Genomic DNA, 16,074 nt, shown 5'->3' on the forward strand with positions numbered 1-16,074 from the left:
GCACTAGGGGCGGCGCAGCGCGTCGGCCGCGCCGTGACCGCCGAGCAGCGACTGGACGCCGTCCAGGTCGCTGGTGGGCTTGCCGCGGACGGCCGGGGGCTGCTGGCTGCCGGCGATCTCGGCCTCCAGGAGCAGCTTGCCCAGCAGCGCCGGGTCGGGCAGCTCCATCGGGTAGACCCCGTCGAAGCAGGCCCGGCAGAGCTTGTCCTTGGGCTGCGCGGTGGCCTCGATCATGCCGTCGATCGAGATGTAGGCGAGCGAGTCGGCGCCGAGTGTCCGGCCGATCTCCTCGATGGTCATGCCGTTGGCGATCAGCTCCGCGCGGGTGGCGAAGTCGATGCCGAAGAAGCAGGGCCACTTGACCGGCGGGGAGGAGATCCGGATGTGCACCTCGGCGGCGCCCGCCTCGCGGAGCATCTTCACCAGCGCGCGCTGGGTGTTGCCGCGGACGATGGAGTCGTCCACCACCACCAGGCGCTTGCCGCGGATGACTTCCTTGAGCGGGTTGAGCTTGAGCCGGATGCCGAGCTGCCGGATGGTCTGGCTGGGCTGGATGAAGGTGCGGCCGACGTAGGCGTTCTTCACCAGGCCGGAGCCGTACGGGATGCCGCTGGCCTCGGCGTAGCCGATGGCCGCGGGCGTGCCGGACTCCGGGGTCGCGATCACCAGGTCGGCCTCGGCGGGCGCCTCGGCGGCCAGCTTGCGGCCCATCTCCACGCGGGAGAGGTGCACGTTGCGGCCGGCGATGGACGTGTCCGGGCGGGCCAGGTACACGTACTCGAAGACGCAGCCCTTGGGCTTGGCCTCGGCGAACCGCGAGGTGCGCATGCCCTGCTCGTCGATGGCGATGAGCTCGCCGGGCTCGACCTCGCGGATGAAGGAGGCGCCGCAGATGTCGAGGGCGGCGGTCTCGGAGGCCACCACCCAGCCGCGCTCCAGGCGGCCGAGCACCAGCGGGCGGATGCCCTGCGGGTCGCGGGCCGCGTACAGGGTGTTCTCGTCCATGAAGACGAGGGAGAAGGCGCCCTTGACCTTGGGCAGGATCTGCCGGGCGGTGTCCTCGATGGACAGCTCGGGGTAGCCCGCGAGGAGGGCGGTCACCAGGTCGGTGTCGTTGGTCGCCGCGGAACGGCCGGAGCGGGAGACGTGCTCCTCGCCGGGCAGCTCGGCGACCATGGCCGCCAGTTCGGCGGTGTTCACCAGGTTTCCGTTGTGCCCGAGGGCCAGCGAACCGTGCACGGTCGCCCGGAAGGTCGGCTGGGCGTTCTCCCAGACCGACGAACCTGTTGTCGAGTAGCGGGCATGTCCGACGGCGATATGCCCGTGCAACGACCCCAGGGAGGTCTCGTCGAAGACCTGGGACACGAGGCCCATGTCCTTGAAGACGAGAATCTGGGAGCCGTTGCTCACTGCGATGCCCGCGGATTCCTGTCCGCGGTGCTGCAGGGCATAGAGGCCGAAGTACGTGAGCTTGGCGACCTCCTCGCCGGGAGCCCAGACACCGAAGACGCCGCAAGCGTCCTGGGGGCCTTTCTCGCCGGGAAGAAGATCGTGGTTGAGTCGTCCGTCACCACGTGGCACGTCTTCGAGTCTAGGCCAGTTCCGTGCGCCTTCCCGAACAGGGGAGGGCCGGATCGTTGGACGAAACGGTGGCAACGCGCGTAGAGAAGGCCCCTTACACGCTGCGGACCCGCTGCGGCGGGCATCCGGCCCGGGCGCGCACTTCCCTTGTCACACGTGCTCTGCGGAGCGGCCGGGCGGCTGACGGTCCGTCGACGGCCGGGTCCGGGCGTGATCCTGCTCACCCGGTGGGGAGCATCAGCCCCCAGGCCCCCGGGTGCACCGTCCACGTCCGGTGCCGGACGGGGCCGACGGCGCAGCCGTCCGCGGTGTAGCCGAAGCCGCGGCCCGCCACGCTGAGGGTGCCCGCGCGCAGCCGGCGGGACGACCCGCCCACCGCGATGTCCAGGACGAGTTCGCCGCCGGCGGCGCTCGCGGCGAGCAGCCGGACCTTCTCGTGGACGTCGGCGAGCAGCCGCCCGTCCGCCTCGACCCGCAGCCGGGTGCCGTCCGGGTCGGAGGCGGTCCCCTGCTCGGGCGCAGCCAGTTTCGCCCATAGCGAACGCAGGGACATCGGACCCCGGCGGTGCTCCCCGACCACGCGCAGTTCGGCGAGCACCACCCCGCCGCCGTCGTCGACCACCAGGTCGAGCTTGCGGGGCGCGCCCGCGAGCACCGCCCTGGCCGCGGCCACCGGCTCGGCGGGCACCCCCAGGGCGCGGCAGGCGGTGGTCGCCCCGGCCGGGCCCACCGGCACCACGCCGACCGGGTCCGCGCCCAGGTCACGCTGCCGGTGGAGGGCCTGCAGCACCCGCTGCACAGCCTGGTCGGAACCGATCACGACCGGTCGGCGGCGGCCGCGGTGCGACAGGATCCGGTCGAGTTCGGACGGGCTCTCGGGCAGGGCCACCTTGGTGTCCGCGCCCCCGCGGAGGACGTCCCGGGCGATCCGCACCGACTCGCCGTCCGCCCGGGCGGCCGCCGGGTCGACCAGCACCAGCAGCGGATCCCTCCCGCGCGGCTCGTCGGGGCGGGACGCAGGCGTGGACTGCGACGACACGACCGGTCCTTCCTCAGGTAATCTCTCGGTGCAAGAGCCCCTTGCGCTATTGCGCCAGGGGCTTCGTCTATCTCGGGGCAGACTGCGGCCTTCCGCAGGATGCCCCAACCGGAAGGGGTGTACGCCTGTGCCGGCACTCGTGCTCGTTGGCGCCCAGTGGGGAGACGAGGGCAAGGGGAAGGCGACTGACCTCCTCGGTGGCTCCGTCGACTACGTCGTCCGCTACCAGGGCGGCAACAACGCCGGTCACACGGTGGTCATCGGCGACCAGAAGTATGCCCTGCACCTGCTCCCTTCCGGCATCCTCAGCCCGAACGTGACGCCGGTGATCGGCAACGGCGTCGTCATCGACCCGGGCGTGCTGCTCTCCGAGCTGAAGGGCCTGGACGACCGCGGCATCGACACCTCGAAGCTGCTGATCTCCGGCAACGCCCACCTGATCACGCCGTACCACCGCACCCTGGACAAGGTCACCGAGCGCTTCCTCGGCAAGCGCCGGATCGGCACCACCGGCCGCGGCATCGGTCCCGCCTACGCGGACAAGATCAACCGTGTCGGCATCCGCGTGCAGGACCTCTTCGACGAGTCGATCCTGCGGCAGAAGATCGAAGCGGCGCTGCACGACAAGAACCAGCTGCTGGTCAAGCTCTACAACCGCCGCGCCATCCCGGTGGAGCTGGTGCTGGAGGAGTACCTCGGCTACGCCGACAAGATCCGCCCGTACCTCGCCGACACCACCCTCGTCCTCGACGAGGCGCTCAAGGCCGGCAAGGTCGTCCTGCTGGAGGGCGGCCAGGGCACCCTGCTGGACGTCGACCACGGCACGTACCCCTTCGTGACCTCGTCGAACCCGACCTCCGGCGGCGCCTGCACCGGCTCCGGCATCGGCCCGACCAAGATCGACCGGGTCATCGGCATCCTGAAGGCGTACACCACCCGCGTCGGCTCGGGCCCGTTCCCGACCGAGCTGCTGGACGCCGACGGCGACGCCCTGCGCCGGATCGGCGGGGAGCGCGGCGTCACCACCGGCCGCGACCGCCGCTGCGGCTGGTTCGACGCCGTGATCGCCCGCTACGCGACCCGGGTCAACGGCCTGACCGACTTCTTCCTCACCAAGCTCGACGTGCTCACCGGCTGGGAGCAGATCCCGGTCTGCGTGGCCTACGAGATCGACGGCAAGCGCGTCGAGGAGCTGCCGTACAACCAGTCCGACTTCCACCACGCCAAGCCGGTCTACGAGTCGCTTCCGGGCTGGTCCGAGGACATCAGCAAGGCGCAGACCTTCGACGAGCTGCCGAAGAACGCGAAGGCGTACGTGAAGGCGCTGGAGGAGATGTCGGGCGCACCGATCTCCGCGATCGGCGTCGGCCCCGGCCGCACCGAGACCATCCAGATCAACTCCTTCCTGTAGGACGCACCTCCGAAGGGCCCCGCACCGGCGTGCGGGGCCCTTCGGCATGCCCGGGTCCCCACGATTGCACTAGTGCAAATATGGATTGCATCTAGTGCAACAGCGCCCTACAGTCGGCGGCATGACCGCGAAGCAGCCCGCACCCACCGTCCTCACCGGCCGCCACGTCCGCCTCGAACCGCTCCGCGCCGACCACGCCCCCGACCTGTTCGCCGCGGCCGGCGGCGACGAGGAGGTCTGGCGCTGGCTGACGCACCCGGTGCCCCGCACCGGGGAGGCGATGGCCGCGATCGTCGACTCCGTGCTCACCGAGGCCGCCGCCGGCGCGTCCGTGCCGTTCGCCGTCGTCACCCCCGGCACCGGCCGGGCCGTCGGCGTCACCTGCTACCTCGACCTCGACGCCGCGCACGAACGGGTCGAGATCGGCGGCACCTGGTACGCCCGCGCCGTGTGGCGCACCGCCGTGAACACCGAGGCCAAGCTGCTGCTGCTCACCCACGCCTTCGACGACCTCGGCATGGGACGGGTCAGCTGGAAGACCGACCACCTCAACGAGCGCTCGCAGAACGCCATCCGCCGCCTCGGCGCCCTGTACGAGGGCACCCTGCGCCGCCACCGCCGCCGCCCCGACGGCACCTGGCGCGACACCGTCTACTTCTCCATGCTGCACGACGAATGGCCCGCGGCCAGGGCTCGTCTGACAGAGCGCCTGGCCGCGGGCCGGTAGGTCACGGAGGGGGAGACGGGTCAGGCGATCGAAGCCGCCACGATCGCCGCCACCGACAGGTTGCAGGCGGCCGTCACCCACACCGCGGGGTGCGGCTCGGGGTCGACCAGCACCTCGCCGAGCCTGCCCGGCGTCAGCAGGTCGATCAGCCAGAACGCGGCCGCCATCAGCACCAGGCCGAGAAGGCCGAACGTGGCGGTCGCCGCCAGGCCCTTACCGAACTCGTCGTAGGTGTACATGATCGCCGTGAAGACGATGCCGCCGATCCCCAGCAGCGCGGAGCTCAGCACCACGGCGGCGTTCCGGTTGCGTTCCACCCAGATCTGGCGGCCCAGCTTGCCCGGCGTCAGCACGTCGACCAGACCCACGCCCAGCAGCAGCAGCACCAGGCCCAACGCGCCGAACGCGGCGGCGACGCCCAGGCCGTGGACGATGTCGTTCATGGTGTTCCCCCGTGGCGACGAGTCAAGGACCGGCAAAAGATATCCCATGGCCCCGGCCCGGGGGACCCCCAAGTACCATCACCCGTCATGACCCCCACCGACACCGCTCCCGCCCGCCGTCGCTCCGGCGTCGTCGCCCTCGGCATGGTGGGCACCCTGGCCCTGGCCCTCACCGGCTGCGCCACCGGCAGCGGCGGCGGCAGCGCCCCGCGGCGCTGCGTCGACCCCGGCACCCTCAAGGTGCTGGAGGACCACTCCTGCAGCGGCGGCACGGCCGCCTCCGCCGGCCGCTGGTACTACTGCGGCTCCGGCGCGCTGACCGCCGGCGGCGGCACCTTCGACAAGGCCGCCACCAAGCGCGGCGGCTTCGGCTGCCCCACCGGCAGCACCTCGGGCTCGGGCGGGGGCTGACCGGCATGCGCCGCCACACCGTCGAACCCCGGCCCGGCTGGCAGGCGGCCGTCGAGTCGCAGGGCCTCATCTACGCCGTCTGCGAGGACCCCCGCGACCCCGGCACCGAGTACGCCTACTGGGACGAGAGCGCCTACTACTCCTTCCGCCCGGCCGAGGTCGAGGCGCTGGAGGAGGTCGTCGACGAGCTGCACGAGCTCTGCCTGGAGGCCGCCGACCACGTGGTGCGCACCGGCCGCCTCGCCGACTACGGCATCACGGACCCGCGCCTGGCCGAGGTCGTCAGCACCTCCTGGCGCCGCCGCGAGGAACAGCCCTCGCTGTACGGCCGCTTCGACCTCGCGTACGACGGCACCGGGCCGGCCAAGCTCTTCGAGTACAACGCCGACACCCCCACCTCGCTGATCGAGGCGGCGAGCCCGCAGTGGTTCTGGATGGAGGAGCGCTTCCCCGAGGCCGACCAGTGGAACTCCCTCCACGAGCGGCTGGTCGAGGCGTGGGGCCGGCAGAAGGACCTGCTGCCCCCCGGCCCGGTGCACTTCGCGCACTCGCGCGGCGACACCGAGGGCGAGGACTGGATGACCACCCTCTACCTGCAGGAGACCGCCGGACAGGCCGGCCTGGAGACCGTCTCCATCGCGATGGAGGACATCGGCCTCGACGGCATCTCCGGCCGCTTCGTCGACCTGGAGCAGCGCTACATCCGCTCGGCGTTCAAGCTCTACCCCTGGGAGTGGCTCGCCGACGACGAGTTCGGCGAGCAGCTGCTGGCCGGCATCGACCTGGGCGGCTCCACCGGCTCCACCCTGTGGATCGAGCCGCCGTGGAAGATGCTGCTCTCCAACAAGGCCCTGCTCGCGGTGCTCTGGGAGCTCTTCCCCGGCCACCCCAACCTGCTGCCCGCCTACCTGGACGGGCCGCGCGACCTCACCGCCACCGGCTACGCGGCCAAGCCGCTGCTCGGCCGCGAGGGCGCCGGCGTGCGGATCGTCGAACCCGACGGCGCCCAGACCCTGCTCCCCGCCTGGGCCGGCGATCCCGACCGGTACGGCACCGAGGGCTTCTGCTACCAGCAGCTCTGCCCACTGCCGGACTTCGACGGCAACCACCCCGTGCTCGGCGCCTGGGTCGTGGACGGCGAGGCCGCCGGCCTCGGCATCCGCGAGACCCACGACTCGCCGATCACCCACCAGGGCGCCCGGTTCCTGCCGCACGTCATCCTCTGACGGCCCGGCCCGGCCACGCCGACGGCGGCACCGCCGCCCCGCTCGCGGCCACCGGCCGGTTCGCGGGGCGGCACCGGGCCCGGTCAGTCGTTGTGCTCGACCATCCGGTCCAGGCAGACGGCCACGGCGAGCAGCAGCGGCACGTCCGCGCCCCCGGCGATCTCGACGCCGTACGTGTCGCGGATCCGGAACCACTTGCGGGAGATCTCGGCGACGGTGTCGCCGTCCGACTCGACCTTGTACTCCTTGTCGATCAGGTCGCCGTGGACCTCCAGCTCCCCGCCGCCCTCCAGCTCCACGTGGTACTTGTCGCGGAACGGCGTGAACAGCTTCTTGCGGACGGTCGCGACGGTGTCGCCGTCGGCGTTCTCGATCCTCATCGCGTCCCGGACGGTGAGCACCTTCTCCTTGATCACCGCGACCACCGCACCCGTGGTGTCCTGCAGCTCGAAGGTGTCGCGCAGCCGCAGCACCTTGCCGTCCACCAGGAACGCCTTCTCGCCGTCGCCGTCCTCGATCCAGTAGTCGTCGCCGACCGCGAACAGCCGCTCCTTGACCACGTACTTCATGCCGCACCCGTTTTCCGTCGAGTCGGATGGAATCCTGCCGAGCACATCGTGCCGGACATCCTCCCCGCGAGGTCCGCCGACGGGCCGCGGGTCTCCCCGGGCACGGGCCACGGGACGGCGGCCGGGGCGTCGGCGGCCGGGGTGTCGGGGGCGGGGCCCCGGGGCCGGGCGGTCAGGCCGCGGACGGGCGGGCGCGCAGGCGCCGCAGCATCCGGGCGTCCAGGAACCCCACCGCGCGGGCCGCCGACTCGACCGTCGACCCCTGCCCGATCAGGTGCTCCGCGTGCTCCAGCCGCAGCTCCTGCTGGTAGCGCAACGGCGTGCAGCCGGTGGCCCGCACGAACCGCCGGGTGAGGGTCCGCTCGCTCACCCCCGCCGCCTCCGCGAGCCCGGCCAGCAGCAGCGGGTCGGTGAACCGGGCGTCGATGACGTCCTGCACCCGGTGCACCACGTCGCTCAGGTGCGCGCGGTGCCGCAGCATCGCGCTCTCCTGCCGCTGGTCGCCGTTGCGGCGGGTGTGCACCACCATCGTGCGCGCCACCCGCGCCGCGGCGTACGGCCCGTGGCGCACCGCCAGCAGGTGCAGCGCCAGGTCGATGCCGCTGGCGATGCCCGCGGACGTGACCACGCCGCGGTCCTCCACGAACAGCACGTCCGGCACGACGGCCGCCCGCGGATAGCGGAGCGCCAGCTCGTCCTGCAGGTCGTGGTGGGTCGTGCAGCGCCGCCCGTCGAGCAGCCCGGCCCGGCCCAGCGCGTCGGCCCCGGAGCAGACGCTCGCCACCGTGCCGCCGGCCTCCCGGTGCGCGACCAGGCGCTCCAGCGTCGCGCGGCCGAACACCGGACCGCGGGGCAGCACCGGGGAGCGCCAGCCCGGCACGACCACCAGATCGTCCGCGGAGGGCGCGGGCCAGGACGTCCCGGCCCGCAGGCCGATCCCCTGCGCCGTGGGGATGTCCTCCTGCTCGCCCACGTACACCGTCTCGTAGCGGTGGCCGATGTCGGCGGCCGACGAGAAGACCTGCGCCGGACCGGCCAGGTCCAGCAGGTGCACCCGCGGCGCGAGCAGAAAGACCACCCTGGTCACGATCCGGTCAGCTCCTCGACGCTGGCGATCCGGGCGAAACGGCCCGCGAGCACGTACTCGGTACGGGCGGTGATCTCCCGCGTCGACAGCGTACGCGGGTCGGCGAGGATCTCCTCCTGGCTGCGGCCGGCCGGGGCCTCCCAGTGCTCGATGGGGTGGGTCGCGGTGGCGTCGGTGACGAAGACGACGTCGTACCCGAGGTCGGAGCCGACCCGTGCCGTCGTCTCGCAGCACTGCTCGGTACGGATGCCGCTGATCACGAGCTCCCCCACCCCGTGCCGGGTGAGCAGCTGCTGCAGGTTGGTGGTGGTGAAGGCGTTGTGCGAGGTCTTGGTGACGACGGGCTCGCCCTCGGCGGGCTCCAGCCCCTCGATCGGGTGCACGAACCCGAGCGCCGGGTCGAAGACCGTGCCCGACCCGGGCTCGCTGTGGAGCACCCAGACGACGAGCTGCCCCTTCTCCCGGGCGGCGTCCACCAGCCGGCCCACCTGCTTCACGATCTGCGGGTTCGAGACGGACGCCCAGTTGGGGCGGCGACGGAAGGACTCCTGGACGTCGATGACGACGAGTGCGGTCTGCATGCCTCCATGCTGGCCCCGGCCCCCGCCGCCCGCCCAGGCATGATCCCGACCGGCACCGGACCGATCCGGTCATCCGGAGCGGGCTGCCCGTCCTACCCGGTCCGCACGTCCTGCGTGCGCTGGGTGCCCTGCCCGCCCTGCCCGCCCTCCGCGAGACGCCGGGCGACGAAGTCGATGCGGGCACTGTGCGGCCCCACCGACCTGGCCGCGGCCAGTGCCTTGCGGGCCTCCGCCGCACGCCCAACGCGGTCGAGGGCCAGGGCCAGGGTGCAGTACGTCATCGAGCGGCGGAGCGGCGCACTGCCCACCCGGGCGGCGGACCGGGCCTCGTCGACCGCCCGCCCCACATCGCCCTCGACGAGATGGTGGAGCGCCTTCAGGTCGCTCCCGGAGGTCAGCGGCGCCGGGGCCCGGCGCAGCCTGCCGTACAGGGCGAGGAAGCGTTCACGCGCGCCCGGCTCGGGATCCTCCCGTTCCATGGCGTACACCAGCGCCCGGGCGCACGTCAGCTCGATGCTCGCCCGCTGCTCCGCCGGCAGGCCCGGGTCGCGGGCGAGCAGCTCCGCCAGGGCGACCGTCTCGCGGTAGCGGCCCTCGCCGACGAGCACCAGCAGTTCGGCCGTCCTGCCGCCGACCGACTCCAGCAGCGCCTGGTCCGACCATGTCCCGATGAGCCGTCGGGCCTCCGCCACGTCCTTCTGGACGGCCGCCATCACCCGGGTCACCGCAGCATCGCCGGCACCCGCCCCGGCGGTGCCCACCCGGACGGAGGCGTGCACGGTCGCACCGAGCCGGATCACGGCCGCCCCCATGCAGGTCACACCGGCCACCGTGCCGAACGCCGGGCCCATCTGGAGGAGCGCCCATCCTGCGAGCACCTGGACGGCCAGGGCCACGATCGCGCCGACCACCACCTTCCACCGGACGACCGGGCCCGGGCCCACCCCCGGCAGGACGTCGACGACGGGAACGGGCACCCGCCGCACGACGACGATCCGGCCGGTGCCGATCGAGGTCCGCAGCGCGGGCCCCGCCCCGATCAGGACGATCCGGGCCATCAGTCCGCACCACGGTCCCAGCAGCAGCACCATGAGGGACCACGCCCACAGGGCCGACGCCAGCCCGACGAAGGCGCCTCCCGCCGCCGCGGCCATCCGCGGCAGCGTCGGCGGGCCCTGGATCAGGACGATCATGTACGCAGTCCCGGCGACCGCGCCCACCAGGACGCGGGGGATGACCGGTACGTAGGAGCGGGATCCGACAGCCATGCCCGGGATCATCCCAGGACGGCCTCCCGACGCCCCCGCCGGGGTGGGCGGGCCCGGGTCGCGGCCCGCCCACTGCCCACACCGGCCGACCACCGGCGCCGACCGCGTCCCGCCGTCCCGTGCCGCCGGTCCGGAATGCGGATGCCCGTGGTGCGGTTTGATGGGGTTATGGCTTCTCGTGCACGCGTACGCGCCCCCGAACTGGCGGGCAAGGGCGGATGGCTCAACACCGGCGGCAAGGACCTGTCGCTGGCGGACCTCCGCGGCAAGATCGTCATTGCCGACTTCTGGACCTTCTGCTGCATCAACTGCCTCCACGTCCTGGACGAACTCCGGGAGCTGGAGGAGAAGCACCGCGACACCGTGGTGATCATCGGCGTGCACTCGCCGAAGTTCGTCCACGAGGCCGACCACCAGGCCGTGGTGGACGCGGTCGCCCGGTACGAGGTGCACCATCCGGTGCTCGACGACCCGGAGCTCGCGACGTGGAAGCAGTACGCGGTGCGGGCCTGGCCGACGCTGGTGGTGATCGACCCGGAGGGGTACGTCGTCGGGCAGCACGCCGGCGAGGGACACGCACACGCGATCGCCGCGCTGGTCGAGGAGCTGGAGGCGGAGCACGCCGCGAAGGGCACGCTGCGGCGCGGTGACGGCCCGTACGTGGCGCCGGAGCCGCAGGCCGGCGACCTGAAGTTCCCCGGCAAGGCGGTGCGGCTGCCCGACGGCCACTTCCTGGTCGCGGACTCCGGGCACCACTCGCTGGTGGAGCTGGCCGAGGACGGCGAGACGGTGGTGCGCCGGATCGGCGACGGCGAGCGCGGGCTGGTCGACGGCACCGCGCCGCGGTTCAGCGAGCCGCAGGGCCTCGCGCTGGTGCCGGAGGGCCTGGGCTTCGACGTGGTGGTGGCCGACACCGTGAACCACGCGCTGCGCGGTGTGCGGCTGTCGGACGGCGGTGTCACGACGCTGGCCGGCACCGGCCGGCAGTGGTGGCAGGGCTCGCCGACCGACGGCGCGGCGCGCGAGGTGGACCTCTCCTCGCCGTGGGACGTCGCGTGGTTCGACGGCCGGGTGTGGATCGCGATGGCCGGTGTGCACCAGCTGTGGGCGTACGACCCGGCGGCCGGCACGGTCGGCGTGGCGGCGGGCACCACGAACGAGGGCCTGGTCGACGGGCCGCCGGCGGAGGCGTGGTTCGCGCAGCCGTCGGGGCTGGCCGTCTCGGCGGACGGCGAGCGGCTCTGGGTCGCGGACTCGGAGACCTCGGCGGTGCGCTGGGTTTCACGTGAAACGCGGAGCGTGCACACCGCCGTGGGCACCGGTCTCTTCGACTTCGGGCACCGCGACGGCGCCGCCGGGCAGGCGCTGCTGCAGCACCCGCTCGGGGTGACCGCGCTGCCGGACGGCTCGGTGGCGATCTCCGACACCTACAACCACGCGCTGCGCCGGTTCGACCCGGCCACCGGCGAGGTCTCCACCCTGGCGACCGACCTGCGGGAGCCGTCCGGAGCGGTGCTGGTGGGCGACGACATCGTGGTGGTGGAGTCGGCCCGGCACCGGCTGACGCGGCTGCGGCTGCCCGAGGAGGCCGTGCAGGTCGAGTCGGTGGCGCACCGGACGCAGCGGGCGGCGACGGAGGTCGCACCCGGCGCCCTGCAGCTGGACGTGGTGTTCCAGGCCCCGTCCGGGCAGAAGCTGGACGAGCGCTACGGCCCGTCGACGCGGCTGCTGGTGAGCGCGACCCCGCCGGAGCTGCTGCTCTCCGGTGCGGGCCCCGACACCGACCTCTCTCGGGAGCTCGTGCTGAACGAGGCGGTCGCCGAGGGCGTGCTGCACGTCTCGGCGATGGCGGCGTCCTGCGACGACGACCCGGCGATCGAGTACCCGGCGTGCCACGTCCACCAGCAGGACTGGGGCGTGCCGGTGCGGCTGACGGTCGGCGGCGCGAGCCGTCTGCCGCTGGTGCTGGCGGGCATGGAGTGACCGGCGCCGGCTGAGCACGGACGCACGACGAGGGGGCCGCCCGGCCGGGCGGCCCCCTCGTCGTGCCGGAGCCTCGGCCTGCGGCCCTCTCCTGCCCGTGCGGACCGCGGGTCAGCCCTCCATGAACGCCTTGAGGGCGCCGGCGAGGAGGTACGGGTCGTCCGCGCCGCAGAGCTCGCGCGCGGAGTGCATGGAGAGGGCGGCGATACCGCAGTCGACGGTGGTGATGCCGAGCCGGGCGGCCGTGATCGGGCCGATGGTGGTGCCGCAGGGCATGGCGTTGTTGGAGACGAAGGTCTGCCACGGCACGCCGGCCTTCTCGCAGGCGGCGGCGAAGACGGCCCGGCCGAGGCCGTCGGTGGCGTAGCGGTTGTTGACGTTGACCTTGAGGATCGGGCCGCCGTTGGGCATCGGGCGGTGGCCCGGTTCGTGCCGCTCGCTGTAGTTGGGGTGGACGGCGTGGCCCATGTCGGAGGAGAGGCAGACGGTGCCGGCGAGCGCCCGGGCGCGGTCCTCGACGGTGCCGCCACGCGCGTAGACGCTGCGCTCCAGCACGTTGCCGAGCAGCGGGCTCTGCGCGCCGGTGTCGGACTCGCTGCCGGTCTCCTCGTGGTCGAAGGCGGCCAGCACCGGGATGTGGGGCAGTCCGGCGCCGCCCTCGGTGGCGACGGCGGCGAGCGCGGCGGTGCCCGCGTGCACGGAGAGCAGGTTGTCGAGGCGCGGACCGGCGAGCAGCTCGCGGTCCTTGCCGAGGTAGCAGGGCGGCTGCACGTCGTGCGTCATGAGGTCCCAGCCGACGACGTCCTCGGCCGGGACGCCCGCCCGCTCGGCGACGTACGCGACGAGGGATCCCTCGGTGACCTCGCCGATCCCCCAGATCGGGGTGAGGTGGCGCTGCTTGTCGAGTTTGAGGCCCTCGTTGACCGCGCGGTCGAGGTGGATGGCGAGCTGCGGGACGCGCAGCAGGGCCTCGTCGATCAGGACGAGGCGGGCGGTGCCGTCGCGCAGGGCGAGGCGGCCGGAGATGCCGAGGTCGCGGTCGAGCCAGGTGTTGAGGGGCACGCCGCCGTAGATCTCGACGGCGACCTGCCGCCAGCCGGCCGCGCCGGTGTCGGGGATGGGCTTGACGCGGAGGTTCGGCGAGTCGGTGTGGGTGCCGACCACGCGGAACGGCGTCTCGGGCCCCGCCCCCGCGGGGACGTACCAGGCGATCAGCGCGCCGCCCCGGACGACGTAGCGGCCGCCGGCCTCCGCCCCCCAGGCGTCGGTCTCCCTGACCTGCCGAAAGCCCGCCTTCTCCAGCCGCTCGGCGGACGCGGCGACGGCGTGGTACGGCGACGGCGCGGCGCTGAGGTAGGCGATCAGATCGTCGGTGTGCGTCCGGTCGAAGTAGGCCGGGCGGGCGGCGGTCGACATGCTGCTCCTGGGTTGAGGGAGGTCGGGACGCCGGATGGGGGTCCCGGCTCCGCCTCTGAGCATATGCCCGTACACGGACATGACACGGGGAACTCAAAAACGGTGACCCAATGGTGAGGACACCAGGACGGGAACCGTACGGTCCGCTCGCCGACCTGCCCGGGTGAGGGCCGCCGACCGGCCGTTGGTGCGTGAACTCGGCCGGGTGCGAAGGGTGTTGCCGTGAAGGCGGTGGCCGGGACGGGAGGCCGGCGGGGCGGGTCCGACCGGTCCCGGAGCATGGCGAAGCGGGGCCCGGCAGTGCCGGACCCCGCTTCGCCGAGGGTGTGTCAGGTGGACTTCAGGGGCCTCAGAAGGCCTCCTCCGCGAGCTCCATGATCCCGTTGTCCACGGCCTCGGCGATGAGTCGCTGCGGGGCGGTGGTGGGGAGGATGTTGCGGGCGAAGAAGCGGGCCGCGGCGACCTTGCCCTGGTAGAAGGGGATGTCCTTCTCCGAGGCGCCGGCCTCCAGCTTGGCGAGCGCGACGGCGGCCTGGCGGAGCAGCAGCCAGCCGATCACGACGTCGCCGGAGACCATGAGCAGGCGGGTGGTGTTGAGACCCACCTTGTACATGTTCTTGGTGTCCTCCTGCACGGAGGTGAGGTCGGCGAGCAGCTTGCCGACGATGGCCTCCAGGTCGCCGGCGGAGGTGCCGAGCAGGGCGCGCTCGGCCGCCAGGGCGTCGCCGCCCTCGCCGCCGGCGATGAACTTCTGGATCTGCTCGGAGACGGCCGTGAGGGCCTGGCCGCCGTCCTTGACGATCTTGCGGAAGAAGAAGTCCTGGCCCTGGATGGCCGTGGTGCCCTCGTAGAGGGTGTCGATCTTGGCGTCCCGGATGTACTGCTCGATCGGGTACTCCTGCAGGTAGCCGGAGCCGCCGAAGATCTGCAGGGACTGCGCGAGCTGCTCGTAGGACTTCTCGGAGCCGTAGCCCTTGACGATCGGCAGGAGCAGGTCGTTGAGGCCCTCGGCGGCCTTGTCCTCCTCGCCGCGCAGGCGGGCGGCGAGCAGGTCGTCCTGGACGGAGGCGGTGTAGAGCACCAGGGCGCGCATGCCCTCGGCGTACGCCTTCTGCTGGAGCAGCGAGCGGCGGACGTCGGGGTGGTTGGTGATGGTGACGCGGGGGGCGGTCTTGTCCATGAAGTTGGAGATGTCCGCGCCCTGCACGCGCTCCTTGGCGTACTCCAGGGCGTTGAGGTAGCCGGTGGAGAGGGTGGCGATGGCCTTCGTGCCGACCATCATGCGGGCGAACTCGATGATCTTGAACATCTGGCGGATGCCGTCGACGGTCTCGCCGAGCAGCCAGCCCTTGGCGGGGTGCTTGGCGCCGAAGGTCATCTCGCAGGTGTTCGAGGCCTTGAGGCCCATCTTGTGCTCGACGTTGGTGGCGTAGGCGCCGTTGCGCTCGCCGAGCTCGCCGGTCTCCCAGTCGAAGTCGTACTTCGGCACGATGTAGAGGCCGAGGCCCTTGGTGCCCGGCTTGCCGCCCTCGGGGCGGGCGAGCACCAGGTGGATGATGTTGTCGGACATGTCGTGCTCACCGGAGGTGATGAAGCGCTTCACGCCCTCGATGTGCCAGGAGCCGTCCTCCTGCTTGATCGCCTTGGTGCGGCCGGCGCCGACGTCCGAGCCCGCGTCGGGCTCGGTCAGCACCATGGTGGCGCCCCAGAGGCCCTCGACCATGCGCTGGGCGACCTTCTGCTGCTCCTCGGTGCCCTCGTCGTAGACGACGCCGGCGAAGGCCGGGCCGGAGGAGTACATCCAGATCGCCGGGTTGGAGCCCAGCACCTGCTCGGCGTAGGCCCAGACGAGGGAGGACGGGGTGACCTGGCCGCCGATGCCCTCCGGGATGCCCAGGCGCCACCACTCGGCGTCCATGAAGGTCTGGTAGCTCTTCCGGAACGCGGCGGGGACCGGTGCCGTGTTGGTCTCCGGGTCGAAGACCGGCGGGGTGCGGTCCGTCTCGGTGAACGACGCGGCGAGGTCGTTCTCCGCGAGGCGCGAGATCTCGCTGAGGATGTTCTTCGCGGTGTCGACGTCCATGTCGGCGAACGGACCGGTGCCGTACACCTGGTCGCGGCCGAACACCTCGAACAGGTTGAACTCCACGTCCCGCAGGTTGGACTTGTAGTGACCCATGACCGTTTCTCCGGTTCGTCTGCTTGCCGTGGGCCCGCCGTTCGAGCGCCCCACTTACCCACCAGTACGCACCATGATGCTACCCGGCGGTAACTTTGTTCAAGCCCTCTCACGGCAAAGCCTTATGAAGGTGGTCACGTCCCACAACCGCAG

General features: G+C 72.4%; 14 protein-coding genes. 5 read left to right on the forward strand and 9 right to left on the reverse strand.

The annotated features are described in order from the left end of the window. Window positions 1–3 precede the first annotated feature (3 nt). Together purF and OG335_RS18145 are read right to left on the reverse strand one after the other, a co-directional pair. Entirely contained in the window at window positions 4–1,581 is a 1,578-nt protein-coding gene (purF, locus tag OG335_RS18140; RefSeq protein ID WP_405012158.1) for an amidophosphoribosyltransferase, read from the reverse strand. 220 nt (window positions 1,582–1,801) lie between these two features. After that, the gene (locus OG335_RS18145; RefSeq protein WP_405012159.1) at window positions 1,802–2,620 is read right to left on the reverse strand and encodes a diacylglycerol kinase family protein; all 819 of its coding nucleotides are present in this window, start codon (window positions 2,618–2,620) and stop codon (window positions 1,802–1,804) included. 127 nt (window positions 2,621–2,747) lie between these two features. Between OG335_RS18145 and OG335_RS18150 the strand changes: the two genes are divergently transcribed. Further along, window positions 2,748–4,031: an adenylosuccinate synthase gene (locus OG335_RS18150; protein WP_405012160.1), complete on the forward strand. Its 1,284-nt coding sequence runs from the start codon at window positions 2,748–2,750 to the stop codon at window positions 4,029–4,031. Window positions 4,032–4,152: 121 nt separating this feature from the next. Then, window positions 4,153–4,758 (forward strand): GNAT family N-acetyltransferase, encoded by a 606-nt coding sequence (locus OG335_RS18155; protein WP_405012161.1) that lies wholly within the window; start codon window positions 4,153–4,155, stop codon window positions 4,756–4,758. A 20-nt stretch (window positions 4,759–4,778) separates the two neighbouring features. Here the strand turns inward: OG335_RS18155 and OG335_RS18160 are convergent, their stop codons facing one another. After that, window positions 4,779–5,201, reverse strand: a complete 423-nt coding sequence (locus OG335_RS18160; protein WP_405012162.1) for a DUF350 domain-containing protein — start codon at window positions 5,199–5,201, stop codon at window positions 4,779–4,781. Between the two features lie 87 nt (window positions 5,202–5,288). Between OG335_RS18160 and OG335_RS18165 the strand changes: the two genes are divergently transcribed. Further along, window positions 5,289–5,612 carry a hypothetical protein gene (locus tag OG335_RS18165; protein ID WP_405012163.1) on the forward strand — a complete coding sequence of 108 codons (324 nt, stop codon included), beginning with the start codon at window positions 5,289–5,291 and terminating at the stop codon, window positions 5,610–5,612. 5 nt (window positions 5,613–5,617) lie between these two features. Continuing rightward, entirely contained in the window at window positions 5,618–6,838 is a 1,221-nt protein-coding gene (locus OG335_RS18170) for a glutathionylspermidine synthase family protein (RefSeq protein WP_405012164.1), read from the forward strand. 83 nt (window positions 6,839–6,921) lie between these two features. Here the strand turns inward: OG335_RS18170 and OG335_RS18175 are convergent, their stop codons facing one another. From OG335_RS18175 to OG335_RS18190, 4 genes are all read right to left on the reverse strand, one after another. Next, complete coding sequence (locus tag OG335_RS18175) at window positions 6,922–7,407, reverse strand: LURP-one-related/scramblase family protein (protein ID WP_405012165.1); 486 nt, start codon at window positions 7,405–7,407, stop codon at window positions 6,922–6,924. A gap of 172 nt (window positions 7,408–7,579) precedes the next feature. After that, window positions 7,580–8,494: a GlxA family transcriptional regulator gene (locus tag OG335_RS18180; RefSeq protein ID WP_405012166.1), complete on the reverse strand. Its 915-nt coding sequence runs from the start codon at window positions 8,492–8,494 to the stop codon at window positions 7,580–7,582. Continuing rightward, entirely contained in the window at window positions 8,491–9,075 is a 585-nt protein-coding gene (locus OG335_RS18185; protein WP_405012167.1) for a cysteine hydrolase family protein, read from the reverse strand. Before OG335_RS18185 ends, OG335_RS18180 begins: the two co-directional genes overlap by 4 nt. Window positions 9,076–9,167: 92 nt before the next feature. Further along, a complete protein-coding gene (locus tag OG335_RS18190) occupies window positions 9,168–10,343 on the reverse strand; it encodes a hypothetical protein (RefSeq protein WP_405012168.1) in 1,176 nt (391 codons plus the stop codon). A 168-nt stretch (window positions 10,344–10,511) separates the two neighbouring features. On the opposite strand from OG335_RS18190, the gene OG335_RS18195 reads away from it, so the two are divergent. Then, window positions 10,512–12,326: an NHL domain-containing thioredoxin family protein gene (locus OG335_RS18195; RefSeq protein WP_405012169.1), complete on the forward strand. Its 1,815-nt coding sequence runs from the start codon at window positions 10,512–10,514 to the stop codon at window positions 12,324–12,326. A 111-nt stretch (window positions 12,327–12,437) separates the two neighbouring features. On the opposite strand, the gene OG335_RS18200 is transcribed toward OG335_RS18195, so the two are convergent. Then, complete coding sequence (locus tag OG335_RS18200) at window positions 12,438–13,742, reverse strand: M18 family aminopeptidase (RefSeq protein ID WP_405012170.1); 1,305 nt, start codon at window positions 13,740–13,742, stop codon at window positions 12,438–12,440. Window positions 13,743–14,091: 349 nt separating this feature from the next. Then, window positions 14,092–15,921: an acyl-CoA dehydrogenase gene (locus tag OG335_RS18205; protein WP_405012171.1), complete on the reverse strand. Its 1,830-nt coding sequence runs from the start codon at window positions 15,919–15,921 to the stop codon at window positions 14,092–14,094. Window positions 15,922–16,074 lie beyond the last annotated feature (153 nt).

The organism is Kitasatospora sp. NBC_01539, assembly GCF_045040525.1.
Lineage (GTDB): Bacteria > Actinomycetota > Actinomycetes > Streptomycetales > Streptomycetaceae > Kitasatospora.